Below are 14,144 nucleotides of genomic sequence, written 5' to 3'. Positions count from 1 at the left end.
TATGAAAGATAAAGTAACCCGCTGGGGAGTCATCGGCTGTGGTAGCGTTACCGAAGTAAAAAGCCTGCCTGCATACCAGCAGGTCGAAGGCTTTGATGTGTTCAGTGTAATGAGAAGAGACCATCAACTCGCTATCGATTATGCGCAAAGACATAACGTTCCACACGTTCACAAAGATGCCGATGAGTTAATTAACGATCAAAGTATTGATGCTATTTATATCGCAACTCCTCCGGATAGCCACTTGTATTATGCACTCAAAGTTGCTCAAGCTGGAAAAATTTGCTGTATAGAAAAGCCTCTATCACCAAGTTATCAAGAGAGCCTAGAGATTTGTCAGGCATTTAAAGAACGCGATCTCCCGCTGTATACAGCATACTATCGACGTTCACTTCCTCTTTTCAACAAAGTAAAAGCGTACATAGATCAAGGTGCGATAGGAGAGGTTCGCCATGTTTCTTGGAACTATTGCCGTCCCACATACGACATAGATTTGACTGGCGAATATAACTGGAGAACCGACAAGGATATTGCGCCTGGTGGCTATTTCGATGACCTCGCCAGCCATGGACTCGATATATTTGGTTACTTACTCGGTGACTATAAAGAGGCTAAAGGTGTTGGTAGTAATCAGCAGGCACTATACAGCGCATTGGATTCTGTGAGCGCTTGTTGGGTTCATAAAAACGGTGTCACTGGCTCTGGTATGTGGAATTTTGGCAGCGCGACAAGGCAAGACAACGTTGTTATATTTGGTAGTAAAGGAGAAATTCATTTTTCAATTTTCCAAGACCCCGAAGTAACACTGATAACCCAAAATGGTATTGAGAAAACTGTCCACGAGTATCCTAAACATATTCAAATCCATCATGTTGAGAATATAAAAAGTGATCTTTTAGGCGAACGACAACATCCTTCCACAGGATTAACTGCGCTGCATACGTCTTGGGTGATGGATAAAATCTTAAACACGATATAAAGCGTTACAGAGCAATATAGAAACACCTTTATCACTCTATAAACGTTCAATCTCGCAATTAACCGACTGTCTTTTCAGAACATGTTGGTTGATTGCTCACTCTTTATTTAACCACTTGAGAAAAGTGGCTGACGCGGACATTTGCTGGCAATACAAATCCAGCGCACGCTCTTTGCCTACCGCACCATGAAGCGCCTTTTCAAACTGAATAGTGAGTTTTAGCCAGTTGTCTGTCTTGATATTCAACCGTTCAAGAATCGGGGTTAGGTTTTGCTCTATGAAACCCTGTTTGTCAGTGCGAGTACATTTACCTGTCAGTTCGACTAATTCCAAATAGCTTTTAAGCTCAAATGGCAGCCCTGTGGGCATGTCTTTTCGTGGGCTGCAAATTGAGGGGATGTCAAAAATAATTCTTCAGACCCTATTGGTCTTTTTGCTCGGTATAGCTTGAATACATATTCTGAGAAAGCTCATTTCCTAAACTGGCACTAATAAGTAAATGCTGTAGACCCTTTTTCATATTATATACTGGCGATGTCTCAACTAGGTAAAGCTTAGCTGCCAGATGATGGCAATATCCTTTTGCCTCATCATCAATAAATGGGTCACAGTTCGAAAGCAACTTTAAAGTGTCATTTGCTAGTTGTGCGCTTTTGCGATCAATGCTCTCTACTACATTCTGATCAGCTTTGATCAATATAAAATCAGTTCTATTGAGCGCAACTAACTCATCTAACAAATTTTTAGCATATTTGTCATAGCTAAGGTAGTCGTTATTATAGAGCAGGTACAATGACTCTTTAGCAGTCAAATCGTCATACTTTTCTATAGCAATTCGATAAATTATTGCAGCTTGCTTAATATTGCCATCAAGATAATATAATGTTCCTAAATCTACATAGGCATCCTTCCAGCCCTCATGTACCGATTTATTTAAATATTCAAGCCCCTTTTTCTTGTCTTTAATGCCAAACTCATCAAACCCATAAATAATGCCTAAAACATGATATGCTTTTGCGCTTCCATCATTTTGAAGAAAACTAATAGCTTCATTTACCAAGTGCCTACTTTTCCCATCCAAAATTTCATGCACGACTTGCCAATTCATCACTTGCGCTCTTAAAAAAAATGAAATGGTTATTATCAGAATAAAAGCCATTTTTTTCATTTATCTATCCTATGTAATGGTCAATACTGGGCTCAAATTTCAGGCACGAAAAAACCGAATGTCTTTTAACATCATGGCGGTTGATTGCTCACTTCTTTTAAGAAGTGGCGGACGCGGGACATTTTTTGTAAGAGTGAACCTCCTACCACCTAACTCGCTTTTTAAGCAAAGCTCAAATTTCAGGCACAAAAAAACCGACTGTCTTTTCAGATCATGCCGGTTGATTGCTCACTTCTTTTAAGAAGTGACGGATGCGGGGCGTTATTTGTAAGAGTGAACCTCCGACCGCCTTGCATAACGATTCTCTATATTTAACCACTTGAGAGAAGTAGCGGATGCGGGACGTTATTTGTAAGAGTGAACCTCCGACCGCCTTGCATAACGATTCTCTATATTTAACCACTTAGAGAAAAGTGGCGGACGCGGGAGGATTCGAACCTCCGACCGCCTGGTTCGTAGCCAGGTACTCTATCCAGCTGAGCTACGCGTCCGTCGTTTAAGTATCTTTTACATCTTCACTTACTAGATGCCCTTTTATTAACCACTTAGAGAAAAGTGGCGGACGCGGGAGGATTCGAACCTCCGACCGCCTGGTTCGTAGCCAGGTACTCTATCCAGCTGAGCTACGCGTCCGTTACAAGAAACCATGTTTAAAACATGGCGGAGAGGGAGGGATTCGAACCCTCGATAGGGCTACAAACCCTATACTCCCTTAGCAGGGGAGCGCCTTCGGCCACTCGGCCACCTCTCCGTCTTGTGGATGCGTATAATAAAGACTTGAGAAAATAAGTCAAACACTTTTATGGTAAAAATGGACCGTATGCTCATAGAATGTGCAGCTTTTAAGTCATTTATATCACAGCGTTTAACTTTTCTGCACTTTACGGCCAAAAATACTACAAAGATAAGATAAAATACAAAAAAGCCGCTCTTTGAGCGGCTTTTTATTAAAGATTAAATTAGTCAGCTTGCGGGCGCATATGCGGGAACAAGATAACATCTTTAATTGTTGATGAGTCAGTAAATAGCATCACTAAGCGGTCAATACCAATCCCCTCACCTGCTGTTGGCGGTAAGCCATACTCAAGTGCTTGAATGTAGTCTTCATCAAAGTGCATTGCTTCATCGTCACCCGCATCTTTTTCTTCAACCTGACGAGCAAAACGCGCTGCTTGGTCTTCTGCGTCATTGAGCTCAGAGAAACCATTTGCCAGCTCACGACCTCCAACGAAGAACTCAAAGCGGTCAGTAATGAATGGGTTCTCATCATTACGACGCGCAAGTGGAGACACTTCCCACGGATACTCGGTAATGAAAGTAGGTTGAATAAGCCTATGCTCAGCCACTTCTTCAAAGATCTCACATAAGAACTTGCCAGGACCCCATACACAGTTTTCAGGAACTTTGACATGTACTTGCTTAGCAAATGCTTTTAACTCTTCAAAGTGATTCTCTGGGTCTTTAAAGATATGAGATTGAGCTGCTGCCGCTTCTGAATATTCAATGATGGCATCCGCCATTGATAAACGCGTAAATGCTTTACCAAAGTCGTATTCAATCGTGTCTATCACTTCACCGTCAGAGTTTTTAGTCGTGTTAACGATAGTCGTCGTACCTAGCACGTCTTGCGCCACTGTACGTAACATATCCTCAGTTAAGTTCATCAGATCATTGTAATCAGCATATGCCTGATAGAATTCAATCATGGTAAATTCTGGGTTATGACGCGTTGATAACCCTTCATTACGGAAGTTACGGTTAATTTCAAACACGCGATCAAAACCACCTACCACTAGACGCTTAAGATAAAGCTCTGGTGCAATACGCAGGTACATATCAATGTCTAATGCATTATGGTGAGTTACGAATGGGCGTGCTGATGCGCCACCAGGAATCACCTGAAGCATCGGTGTTTCAACTTCCATAAAGTCACGTTCTGCTAAGAAACGGCGGATACCCTCAATCACTTTTGAACGGATGCGGAACGTTTCACGCGTTTCCATGTTAGTGATTAAATCAACATAACGCTGACGGTACTTGGCTTCTTGGTCAGTCAAGCCATGGAACTTTTCTGGTAGGGGACGCAATGACTTGGTCAGTAGTTCATACTCGACCATGTCTACATATAAGTCGCCTTTACCAGATTTGTGTACTGGACCTTTGACACCAATAATATCGCCAATATCTAGTTGACCATATTTTTCTTTCAAATCTTTTTGTACGTCTTTTGAAGCATACGCCTGAATGCGGCCTTTCATATCTTGTAAAACCAAGAATGGACCACGTTTAGCTAAAATGCGGCCAGCAACAGAAGCTTGGCAGTCTAATTCAACCAATTCTTCTTTCGATTTATCACCAAGCTTAGCCTGTAGATCAGCCGTATAGTCTTCACGGCGGAAGCTGTTAGGGTGGCCATTGGCACTGCAATTCTCGCGAATCGCATCCAACTTGGTACGACGCTCAGCAATGAGTTTATTTTCGTCTTGGATTTGATCTGTCATTTTTTAGCTCTTAGTTTAGCTTGTTGATTAAAGGCCTGATTTCAGGCTAGCTTCGATAAATTTGTCTAAATCACCATCTAATACGGCTTGCGTATTGCGATTTTCAACACCAGTACGTAAATCTTTAATACGCGAGTCATCCAATACGTATGAACGTATTTGGCTACCCCACCCGATATCTGACTTGGCATCTTCTTGTGATTGCTTTTCAGCATTTTGCGCTTGCATTTCAAGTTCAAATAACTTGGCTTTTAACTGCTTCATCGCTTGCGCTTTATTTTTGTGCTGTGAACGCTCGTTCTGACACTGTACTACCGTATTCGTTGGTACGTGGGTAATACGAACCGCGGACTCGGTGGTGTTAACGTGCTGACCACCCGCACCTGAGGCACGATATACGTCAATACGTAAATCAGCCGGATTAATATCAATCTCAATGTTGTCGTCAACTTCAGGGTATACGAAGGCAGAAGCGAATGAGGTGTGACGACGACCACTTGAATCAAAAGGACTCTTGCGTACCAAACGGTGAACACCCGTTTCTGTGCGTAACCAACCGTAGGCATATTCACCGACAAAACGCACTGTTGCACCTTTGATACCGGCAACATCACCATCTGTCGCTTCAACCAGCTCAACTTTGAAGCCTTTTGCTTCACCCCAGCGTAAATACATACGCAAGAGCATGTTACACCAGTCTTGTGCCTCGGTACCGCCAGAGCCTGACTGTAAATCTAAATATGCATCGTTGCTATCGTGTGCACCTGAAAACATTCGACGGAATTCAAGTTTTTCCAATGACGCCAGCAATGTTTCCAATTCCTGCTGAGCTTCGTCAAAGGTTTCCTGATCTTCCGCTTCAACGGCTAGTTCTACCAAACCTTCCACATCGTCAGCACCTGAAACCAAGTTATCAATGGTTTCAACAACTTCCTCTAAAGCTGACTTTTCACGCCCTAAAGCTTGTGCTTTTTCAGGCTCGTTCCATACCGCCGAATCTTCAAGTTCTGCATTGACTTCTTCTAAGCGCTCTTGTTTGTGAGCATAGTCAAAGGTACCCCCGAAGCAGCTCAGTACGTTCGCGAATGTCCTTGATTTGATTAATCACAGGATTCACTTCAAACATGCATATTACTCCAAAAAATTATCGATTTTCTGCGCTTGCTCGTGATGCCTGCTAGGGCGCTACGAGGCGACAATTATTAAACGCGCCATAATAGCAAAGTTTGTTCTGGCTATAAATGCCTTTATGAGGTTATTGCGCTGATTTCTCGCACGATCAGCTGTAATGAAAACTTGCCTCTAAACTCGTTGATGTCAAGCTGATAAGCCACCTGTGAATGCGTTGCTTGTGAATTTGGCCATGACCGTACATCGACATTAAATGCAATTGCATCAACCAGCTTTCCTGATTGATGTTTGAGCACCAGTTTTAAATGTTTTTCGCCAACAATTCGTTGTTGTACTAGCTCAAACTCTCCGCAGAAAACTGGTTCAGGAAAATGCTGCCCCCAAGGTCCAGCTTGTTGAAGAAGCTGTGCAAATTCCATTGTAAAACAATCAGCTGGCAACACCCCATCAGTTAATAACACACTCTGTTTGTGCTCTGGCGACAAGCTTTCACTCACAGTTTGTACAAAAATTTGTTTAAAACGCTCGAAGTTTTGCTCTTGAATAGTGAGGCCAGCCGCCATTGCATGTCCGCCAAACTTTTCTATTAAATCTGGATAGCGAGTATTAAGAGATTCTAATAAGTCTCTTATGTGTACACCTTCAATAGAGCGACAAGAACCTTTTATCTCACCATTGTCTCCCTGCGCGAACACAACAGTTGGGCGATGATATTGCTCTTTGAGACGCCCAGCAAGAATACCAATTACTCCTTGGTGCCAATCATGTTGGTATAGGCACACGGCATCGGGCACGCTTTGACTGCTTAGCACGAAGCGCTCCAACACGGCCTGTGCTTCTTGTTGCATCCCTTGTTCGATTTCGCGTCGCTCATGGTTGAGGCTATCCAGTTCGCCAGCGATACGTCGTGCCTGATGGATATCCTTAGAAAGCAAACACGCTATTCCCAAACTCATATCATCCAAACGACCCGCGGCGTTTAGGCGTGGCGCTAACGCAAAGCCAAAATCACTGGCTGTTAGTCGCGCTGCATTACGATTAGCAACTTCTATCAACGCCAAAATTCCAGGCCGCGTATGGCCACTACGAATACGTGCTAGCCCTTGATAAACCAAGGTTCTATTGTTGGCATCAAGCGCAACAACATCCGCTACGGTTCCTAAGGCGACAACATCAAGCAAAGATGCAAGGTTTGGCATCGCTTGCCCTAAATGCTCGAAATAGCCTTGCTCTCTTAATGTGCTACGCAGTGCCATGAGTAAATAAAATGCAACGCCAACTCCGGCAATAGATTTTGATGGAAACTGACAGCCATGTTGGTTAGGGTTAACGATAGCATCCGCATTAGGTAGCTGCTCACCCTGTAGGTGATGGTCGGTGACTATCACACTTATCCCAGCTTGCTTAACGATATCTATACCAGCAATACACGAAATGCCATTATCAACGGTGATCACTAAATCAGGTTGTAACTGCACAATTTGTTCAGCTAATGCAGGACTCAAACCATAGCCTAAGTTGAACCTATCTGGCACCAAGTAATCCACATGTTGATAACCAAATAGAGCTAACCCTTCCATCAGTACCGTTGTACTTGTTGCCCCGTCCGCATCAAAATCACCAACAATTAGAATTTTCGCCTGCTCGTGAAGCGCTGACTGTAAAATATCGCACGCCTTTTCAATATCTTTTAACAGACGAAAATCAAGAAGCGTATTGGTTCTGTTATCCAATTCGTGTGCTGATTGTACACCTCGGCTGGCATAAATCTGTCTAATAACAGGGTGTAATTGGTTTGGTAGGTGACTATCATCGACGCGTTGACGTACTTGGATATGGGTGTTCATTAACTAACTAAACCTTAAATTTGAAGCAATAAAAAAGGCCTGACGGCCTTTTTCTCGTTGACGGTATTATACCCTCAATTATGACTTCGTGCTTTTGTCTTCTAACATTTTTGATAACGAGTCTGCAGGTTGATAGCCTGGAATTAGCGTGCCGTCATCAAGAATAATCGCTGGTGTGCCAGACAAACCAAAGCTCTGGCCCAACTGATAGTGCTCAGCGACAGGAGCGCTACAATTTTCGACTTTCGCAACTTTTTGTCCTGCTTTGGCATCGGTAAGTGCCTGTGCAGCATCTTTTGCACACCAGACATTTCTAAGATCTTCGTAACCAGAGCCCTGTAAACCACCACGAGGGTAAGCCAGATACTTTACTGTGATACCTGCTGATAGGTAGTCTTCCAACTCTCTATGCAACTTACGGCAATAGCCACAGGTAATGTCTGTAAAGACCGTAATTTGGTGCTTTTCATTTTCAGCTTTATACACAATCATTGAATCTTGGTATTGTGCCACGCCCTCTTTACGCACACCACTAAGTGCTTGATCGGTTACGTTTACGCGGTTTTCCAAATCAATTAGATTACCTTGCATCAAATATTTACCGTCAGCGCTGGCGTAAAGTACACCTTTGTCAGTTAAAACGGTCTTTAAACCAGCTACAGGGCTGTCTTCGATACTTGAAACTGTTACGCCTAATTTAGCAAAGCTTTCTTTAATAGGATCAATAGCTAGCGGCGCAACCTCCTCAGCAGAAATAGCTTCGGGGGCTGTGTTGGCGAAGGTTGAAAAGCAGCATGCCATTGCCGCTACATACATTAGTTTTTTCATATTATGCTCTTTCAATTATTATCCAGTCACCCAGTAGACCGACAATTTCAAATAAAATTCCATCAAGCTCTGGGATGATGCTGCTGATGAAGCGTTTTTAACCGTTCACTGGCAACATGTGTATAAATCTGTGTTGTCGATAAGTCACTATGCCCCAACATCATCTGTACAACTCTTAAATCAGCGCCATGATTCAACAAATGTGTTGCAAATGCATGACGTAACGTATGTGGTGATAATGGTGACGTTACATTTGCCAAAATAGCATAGTGTTTAATTCGATGCCAAAAAGTTTGACGTGTCATCCCCGTTCCGCGCTTTGAAGGGAACACAAAATCGGTAGCATGTTTAACCATTTCAGGGCGACCAACCTTTAAGAACTGTTCAACATAGTGCAATGCTTCTTCACCCATAGGCACCAAGCGTTCTTTACCACCTTTGCCTTTTACCAGCACAACGGCTTGGCGCACATTGATTTGTTCCATTCTCATACCGACCAGTTCCGTCACCCGTAACCCTGTAGCATACAGCAGCTCTAACATTGCTTTATCTCTGAGCCCCATTGCATCGGATAAATCAGGGGCCTCTAACAGCGCCTCAACTTCTTGCTCTGTCAAAGTCTTTGGTAAAGTTTGCGCTGTTTTAGGTTGTGCAATATTTAAAAGTGGCGTTGCGGTGATTTCTTTTTGGCGCAAAAAAAATAAATAAAATCGTTTCAAGGCACTGATTGCTCTAGCCGTGCTACGTGATTTCAATCCTAAATCATGCCGATGTGCCAAATAAGCTTCAACATCTGCGCTTTGCACCTTTAGCAGTGAATAGCTGTTATCTATTGATTGAATAAATTGCGCAAATTTATCCAAGTCACTTCGATAGGCTGCCAGAGTGTTTTCGCTTAATCCCTGCTCCAAATATAAGGAGTCTAGAAACAATTCTATGCTTTGCGCATTGGCTTCATTTAATGGCGTTCTTGAGGTATGTTCGCTCACAGGCTTCCTGTATCAATTTAGTGCGTCATAAGGTAGACTTCGCGCCTATCATATCAGTCAATCTAAAAGTGATAAATACTATGCAAATAGGGTTATTTTACGGTTCAACCACCTGTTACACTGAAATGGCAGCCGAAAAAATAAGAGATATTATTGGAGAAGATATTGTGTCATTACACAATATCAAAGATGAGCCTCTCACCAATGCACAGCAGTATGACTTTTTGATCTTTGGGATTTCAACTTGGGACTTTGGTGAGTTACAAGAAGACTGGGAATCATGTTGGGACGATATTGACGCTGTAAATCTTTCAGGTAAAACCATCGCACTGTTTGGGATGGGTGACCAACAAGGTTATGGACAGTGGTTTCAAGATGCCCTAGGCATGTTACATGACAAGATAGCACCACAGGGTGTAGACTTTTTAGGATACTGGCCCAATACTGCCGACTATGAATTTGAGGCTTCCAAAGCGCTTACTGAAGATGGCAAGTATTTCGTTGGCTTAGCACTTGATGAAGACAGCCAATATGAAAAAAGTGATGAGCGCATCGCCACTTGGGTTACTCAAATCATGACTGAATACAGTGATTCACTTTAATATCGCCTATTTTCTTACCCTGTAAATCGATGTAGCTGCTCATTAATTTGTTTTACGGCTTGATTGATCTCATCGGCAGCCGCAAGAATTTCAGCAGCACTCGCATTGGTCGTATTTGACGTCTGGTGTATCTCTGTGATGCTTGCGCTAATTTCTTTGATGGTTTGCCCCTGCAATCTCGCCGCTTGAGTGAGTTGCTCATTCTGTGTTTGGATCTCGTTGATCGAATTACTGATGCTTTCAATCATATGCTTGGTTTCATTCGCTTTTTGTTGGCTTACCTGAATACTCTGATTGCCATTTTCAATACTCTGCACTGCATTTTTAGCACCAGCTTGAAGCTGGGTGATCATATTGTTAATTTCTTCTGTAGATTCTTGTGTACGACTTGCCAGCGTCCTAACTTCATCAGCAACCACGGCAAATCCTCGCCCTTGCTCTCCAGCTCTAGCTGCTTCAATTGCGGCGTTCAAAGCGAGTAGGTTAGTTTGCTCTGCAATATTTTTAATTACATCCAATACCCCACCAATATTTTGACTATCTGACTCAAGGTTTCTCACCACATCGGCAACTTTTTGCATCATATGCGAAAGCGTTTCTACAGATTCAAAACTCTCCTTGACGATATTGCGCCCGTGAGACGCCTCGTGCTGCGTTGCTTTGGTATTTTCAGCCGTAACATCCGAAATTGTATTCATATCTTCTACAGACGACAGCATCTCATCCATAGACTGTGCAACCTGAGTTGTTATTTGTTGCTGCTTTTTCGCGCCACTATTCGTCGTTTTGCTTATCTCTTGCATCTCAAACGTTGCACCGGATAATTGCTCTACCTGAGTTGCGATACGCGTTAACGCCAAAGAAAACTTGTTCATGAATTCATTAAACGCCACCGACACCACCCCAATCTCATCCTTTGGATGCTCTTCAAGACGGTGAGTGAGATTACCCTCTCCCGCTACAATTTCTTCTAACGCCTTGTGTAAGCTACGTAGACGGTTAGAGATTAATCGTCTAAATAGGTAAAATAAGATACCGATAGTGAGCAACAATGCCCCGACAACGATCCCTGCAATAACGAGGTTTAAGCTTCGCGCACCCGCCAACTCTTTATCTATGGGGACCTGAACTTCCAGTACCCCCCTGACATCATTGAGTTTCCAGCCTGTTCGAGGAGTTTGTGGATGACTGTTATGGCAGTTTACGCACCCCTGCGCCACCATGGTATCGGCAAGTGCAACACGCACCACTTCTTTCCCCGCGACCTGCTCAACCGAGCTAAAAGTTTGCTTAGGATTGTTATTAAGCTTCTGCCAAGCTTGTTGAGCAAATTGATCTAACTGCCTGTTCTGCCTTACAGGAAATGGGTATGGACTGTATAGCTTTAATGCGATTATCCCTTTCTCAGAAAACTCCTCACTGATGTCATGAATAAATGTCGCAGGAAGCGGTATGTGTTTCTCATTATTTTTATGATTAAAGTGTGGGGAAAACTCTTTACCACTGGTAATTTTGTTGATGATATTCTTGGTATAGTACCCACGAATTGCCTTATATTGTTTAACCGTGCTTTCAGCCGATGCAATGGCATTATTGATGGTATGCTGTTTGGTGATATTAGGCACGTAGATGAGTAGCACCAAAAGAACGGCTAAAAAAATGATGACTAGAGGTGCAAATAAACGTGTGCTGAGCTTATCAAAATAAGGAATAATCATCTGAGGTTCATAATAATATATCTTGAATAGCTATTAAGTTTAGCTCAGTCTAATCAAAATGCGTGATTTACCGCCTGCCCAGAACAAAAATAAAAGCCATTAAATATCAATAAATTAAATATTCCACCATCTCATGTTCAGTTAATACCATGACAAATCCCTTAGCCAAATCCGCATAAATGGAAACCCCAAATCTGGATCTACCATATCCCATGCTCTTAGTAGCGGTGTGCCAAATGCCTCTCCTTCGGAAAATATTTTGATATAATGCTCACTTGCTCCTTTGTAGCCATGAGGATGAAACACCACTTCCAATGGCAAACCTATGAACTTAGACGCCGCTACAGACCAAGCAATCGCCGCCATTTCTTCGCCCTGCATCCAACTTTGATACGGCCACTTTTATAAATATCACCACTCATCAAATGCCTTTCTGTTGGCTCACAAACTGCGATATGCCCTGCTTCATGCAAAATATCACCGGGATGAAGTAACTTTGCGGTGTCAATGTGCAATACTCCCTGTTCGAGTCTCAACCCCGGCAGAAATGTCTGTTGTTCAATGCTGCACTCTTGATACGGCAAGCCTATCTGCGTTAAAAAACCTAAAATTGTTTTTACGGTTGCTTGCATTACGTATGTCCTTTTATTCAATACTGATATCTATAAACAAGATGTATCTTACTCCATGCACGCTTGAAATTGTCATATATGTAATAAGATGTAATTTGCTTTTGTCATTTTATTACTATAATTCAGTCTGCCAGTTTACTGGTTGCTAAGGAAGCTTGTGTATAACCTACTTGTAGGTCTCGTCTTTGCAGCAGTCTAGCCTCTTGCACTTTACGTGAAGCAGTAATCTTTAATCGCTGTTTACTTTAAATAACTCAGGGGCGAGTCATGAAAAACAAAAGCAATGCCAAATTCACATGGCACAAATATCTATCAATTGTAAGTTGTGGTTTGATCCTAGCGTTACCCGCTAAGCAAGCTTTCAGTGCTGCATCACCACCTGCAAGCTGCACTGCACCATCGAGTTGGTTTTCAGGTGATCCAGGTATTCCCAGTGAAGTACCAAATAACGGCAATGATTTTTGTGATTTTTATCACTTCACTTGGCAATCATTTATTAGTTTGATGTCTCCATATGAAAGCACTTCAACCAACCCGCAAAACAACGCAGAAAATAGAAACTTTGCAAATACCAATGATTACCCACTCTATGAGCTAGATGCAAAAGGTAATCCAGCAAACTCGTGTGATGACACAATTACGGGTGTCACTTTGAAAAACGCCTTGGCTAAAGGCGGCAGCTTTATTCATGGTGAGGCCGGTGGTGGCGATGTGATTTTCGATCAGGCACGTAATATTGTTTATTATGATATGCGTTTTAGTCGCAATATGTGTGATGACGCCAAGCAAATAAAAAGTGCCACTAACTTCCCTGGTGGTACAACCGAGTTAAAAACGGCTTGGAAAGTACTAACTTCAGCCGACAATCAGGCCGACTATCTAGTATGGAGCAACCCGCAAGGAGCCCCGGCCAATACCACTCTTGGTTTAATTGGCTTTCATTTTGCTATCGCAACACCTGAACACCCTGAATTCATCTGGGCAACATTTGAGCACAACAAAAACGTACCAGATTGCAATAAACCCACCACCAATACCGGCTGGTCATTTATTAGTGAATCATGCTCTGCAGCGCTTGCAAGCGGAGACAATATGACACTTTCCAAATGCCTGAATCAAGCAGCACCTAACGGCACACTTACTGGTGTTCCCACTGAAATATGTCGTGTTTATCCAAATGGTACAGCTGCGGGTGATTGGAAAGCAGATGAAAATGTGAGTGATATTGTATCTATGAACAACAGTGTTCATAACCAGTTATCTGGAGATATGAGCATTTTCAAAAACTACTTTAATGTAGGCGCAATTTGGGTAAGTGATATTAATAAAGACTCTAGTGTCAATGGAGACGTCAGCAATCAGCGTGGCTCGCTTCGTTTAGCAAATACAGTGGCTGAAACGACATTCCAATGGGTCGATACAAATCCAGAAACTAATAATGGGTTTGCCTCAAACTGTTTCGGTTGTCACGGCTATGCAGGCATAGACACTGTGAAGAACAAAAACACCACTTCAGGCTCTTTGAGCCACATTTTTGACAACATTGTTGTAGGTATGGGCCAGTGTGTGGATGTCCAAGCGGGACCAATATATAACCAGCAGGATGCGGTGAAAAAATGTAAAGGTACAACTGATAATGCAGGCGCATGTCCAAACCTCGCTTTAACATGGAATGGTCAGTGGACTACCACCCAAGAAGGCGTTATGTCAGTGTGTGGTTGTTGTAAATAACTTAATCTACATGCAGCT

The 14,144-nt window shown here is 42.7% G+C and carries 13 protein-coding genes and 3 tRNA genes; 3 read left to right on the top strand and 13 right to left on the bottom strand.

The genetic code is table 11. The features are described from left to right. Window position 1: 1 nt before the first annotated feature. Window positions 2–979 (top strand): Gfo/Idh/MocA family protein, encoded by a 978-nt coding sequence (locus C2M32_RS06255; RefSeq protein WP_105167600.1) that lies wholly within the window; start codon window positions 2–4, stop codon window positions 977–979. A gap of 96 nt (window positions 980–1,075) precedes the next feature. On the opposite strand, the gene C2M32_RS06250 is transcribed toward C2M32_RS06255, so the two are convergent. The 10 genes from C2M32_RS06250 to xerD all read right to left on the bottom strand — a co-directional run bounded on the left by C2M32_RS06250 (window position 1,076) and on the right by xerD (window position 9,443). Further along, a complete protein-coding gene (locus C2M32_RS06250; protein WP_105167599.1) occupies window positions 1,076–1,348 on the bottom strand; it encodes a hypothetical protein in 273 nt (90 codons plus the stop codon). 52 nt (window positions 1,349–1,400) lie between these two features. Then, complete coding sequence (locus C2M32_RS06245) at window positions 1,401–2,147, bottom strand: hypothetical protein (protein ID WP_105167598.1); 747 nt, start codon at window positions 2,145–2,147, stop codon at window positions 1,401–1,403. A 414-nt stretch (window positions 2,148–2,561) separates the two neighbouring features. Continuing rightward, window positions 2,562–2,638, bottom strand: a tRNA-Arg gene (locus tag C2M32_RS06240). Window positions 2,639–2,703: 65 nt separating this feature from the next. Then, window positions 2,704–2,780: transfer RNA gene (locus C2M32_RS06235), tRNA-Arg, on the bottom strand. A 25-nt stretch (window positions 2,781–2,805) separates the two neighbouring features. Continuing rightward, window positions 2,806–2,898, bottom strand: a tRNA-Ser gene (locus tag C2M32_RS06230). 208 nt (window positions 2,899–3,106) lie between these two features. Further along, window positions 3,107–4,648, bottom strand: a complete 1,542-nt coding sequence (lysS, locus tag C2M32_RS06225) for a lysine--tRNA ligase (protein ID WP_105167597.1) — start codon at window positions 4,646–4,648, stop codon at window positions 3,107–3,109. Window positions 4,649–4,675: 27 nt separating this feature from the next. Next, a protein-coding gene (gene prfB / locus C2M32_RS06220; RefSeq protein WP_105167596.1) for a peptide chain release factor 2 occupies window positions 4,676–5,774 on the bottom strand; the annotation gives its coding sequence in 2 pieces (ribosomal slippage) (window positions 4,676–5,698 and window positions 5,700–5,774; 1,098 coding nt in all). Window positions 5,775–5,895: 121 nt separating this feature from the next. Beyond that, the gene (recJ, locus tag C2M32_RS06215; RefSeq protein WP_105167595.1) at window positions 5,896–7,626 is read right to left on the bottom strand and encodes a single-stranded-DNA-specific exonuclease RecJ; all 1,731 of its coding nucleotides are present in this window, start codon (window positions 7,624–7,626) and stop codon (window positions 5,896–5,898) included. A gap of 78 nt (window positions 7,627–7,704) precedes the next feature. After that, window positions 7,705–8,454, bottom strand: coding sequence for a bifunctional protein-disulfide isomerase/oxidoreductase DsbC (gene dsbC, locus C2M32_RS06210; protein WP_105167594.1), 750 nt, complete (start codon window positions 8,452–8,454; stop codon window positions 7,705–7,707). 62 nt (window positions 8,455–8,516) lie between these two features. Beyond that, window positions 8,517–9,443, bottom strand: a complete 927-nt coding sequence (xerD, locus tag C2M32_RS06205; protein ID WP_105167593.1) for a site-specific tyrosine recombinase XerD — start codon at window positions 9,441–9,443, stop codon at window positions 8,517–8,519. Window positions 9,444–9,523: 80 nt separating this feature from the next. On the opposite strand from xerD, the gene fldB reads away from it, so the two are divergent. Next, the gene (gene fldB / locus C2M32_RS06200; protein WP_105167592.1) at window positions 9,524–10,045 is read left to right on the top strand and encodes a flavodoxin FldB; all 522 of its coding nucleotides are present in this window, start codon (window positions 9,524–9,526) and stop codon (window positions 10,043–10,045) included. Between the two features lie 14 nt (window positions 10,046–10,059). Here fldB and C2M32_RS06195 read toward each other — a convergent pair whose 3' ends face one another. From C2M32_RS06195 to C2M32_RS20755, 3 genes are all read right to left on the bottom strand, one after another. Beyond that, entirely contained in the window at window positions 10,060–11,763 is a 1,704-nt protein-coding gene (locus C2M32_RS06195) for a methyl-accepting chemotaxis protein (protein ID WP_105167591.1), read from the bottom strand. A 141-nt stretch (window positions 11,764–11,904) separates the two neighbouring features. Continuing rightward, window positions 11,905–12,129, bottom strand: coding sequence for a hypothetical protein (locus C2M32_RS20760; RefSeq protein ID WP_234401237.1), 225 nt, complete (start codon window positions 12,127–12,129; stop codon window positions 11,905–11,907). After that, the gene (locus C2M32_RS20755; RefSeq protein WP_234401236.1) at window positions 12,105–12,395 is read right to left on the bottom strand and encodes a hypothetical protein; all 291 of its coding nucleotides are present in this window, start codon (window positions 12,393–12,395) and stop codon (window positions 12,105–12,107) included. The genes C2M32_RS20760 and C2M32_RS20755 overlap by 25 nt, the downstream gene beginning before the upstream one ends. Before the next feature lie 267 nt (window positions 12,396–12,662). On the opposite strand from C2M32_RS20755, the gene C2M32_RS06185 reads away from it, so the two are divergent. Further along, window positions 12,663–14,126, top strand: coding sequence for a mannan-binding lectin (locus C2M32_RS06185; RefSeq protein ID WP_105167590.1), 1,464 nt, complete (start codon window positions 12,663–12,665; stop codon window positions 14,124–14,126). Window positions 14,127–14,144: the final 18 nt, after the last annotated feature.

Source organism: Pseudoalteromonas sp. T1lg23B, assembly GCF_002964665.1.
GTDB lineage: Bacteria > Pseudomonadota > Gammaproteobacteria > Enterobacterales > Alteromonadaceae > Pseudoalteromonas.
This window is presented reverse-complemented; position numbering and strand designations above follow the sequence as displayed.

Coding starts and splice junctions, on each gene's coding strand:
- C2M32_RS06255 (WP_105167600.1), top strand. CDS start 2: ATGAAAGATAAAGTAACCCGCTGGGGAGTCATCGGCTGTGGTAGCGTT.
- C2M32_RS06250 (WP_105167599.1), bottom strand. CDS start 1,348: ATGCCCACAGGGCTGCCATTTGAGCTTAAAAGCTATTTGGAATTAGTC.
- C2M32_RS06245 (WP_105167598.1), bottom strand. CDS start 2,147: ATGAAAAAAATGGCTTTTATTCTGATAATAACCATTTCATTTTTTTTA.
- lysS (WP_105167597.1), bottom strand. CDS start 4,648: ATGACAGATCAAATCCAAGACGAAAATAAACTCATTGCTGAGCGTCGT.
- recJ (WP_105167595.1), bottom strand. CDS start 7,626: ATGAACACCCATATCCAAGTACGTCAACGCGTCGATGATAGTCACCTA.
- dsbC (WP_105167594.1), bottom strand. CDS start 8,454: ATGAAAAAACTAATGTATGTAGCGGCAATGGCATGCTGCTTTTCAACC.
- fldB (WP_105167592.1), top strand. CDS start 9,524: ATGCAAATAGGGTTATTTTACGGTTCAACCACCTGTTACACTGAAATG.
- C2M32_RS06195 (WP_105167591.1), bottom strand. CDS start 11,763: ATGATTATTCCTTATTTTGATAAGCTCAGCACACGTTTATTTGCACCT.
- C2M32_RS20760 (WP_234401237.1), bottom strand. CDS start 12,129: ATGGCGGCGATTGCTTGGTCTGTAGCGGCGTCTAAGTTCATAGGTTTG.
- C2M32_RS20755 (WP_234401236.1), bottom strand. CDS start 12,395: ATGCAAGCAACCGTAAAAACAATTTTAGGTTTTTTAACGCAGATAGGC.
- C2M32_RS06185 (WP_105167590.1), top strand. CDS start 12,663: ATGAAAAACAAAAGCAATGCCAAATTCACATGGCACAAATATCTATCA.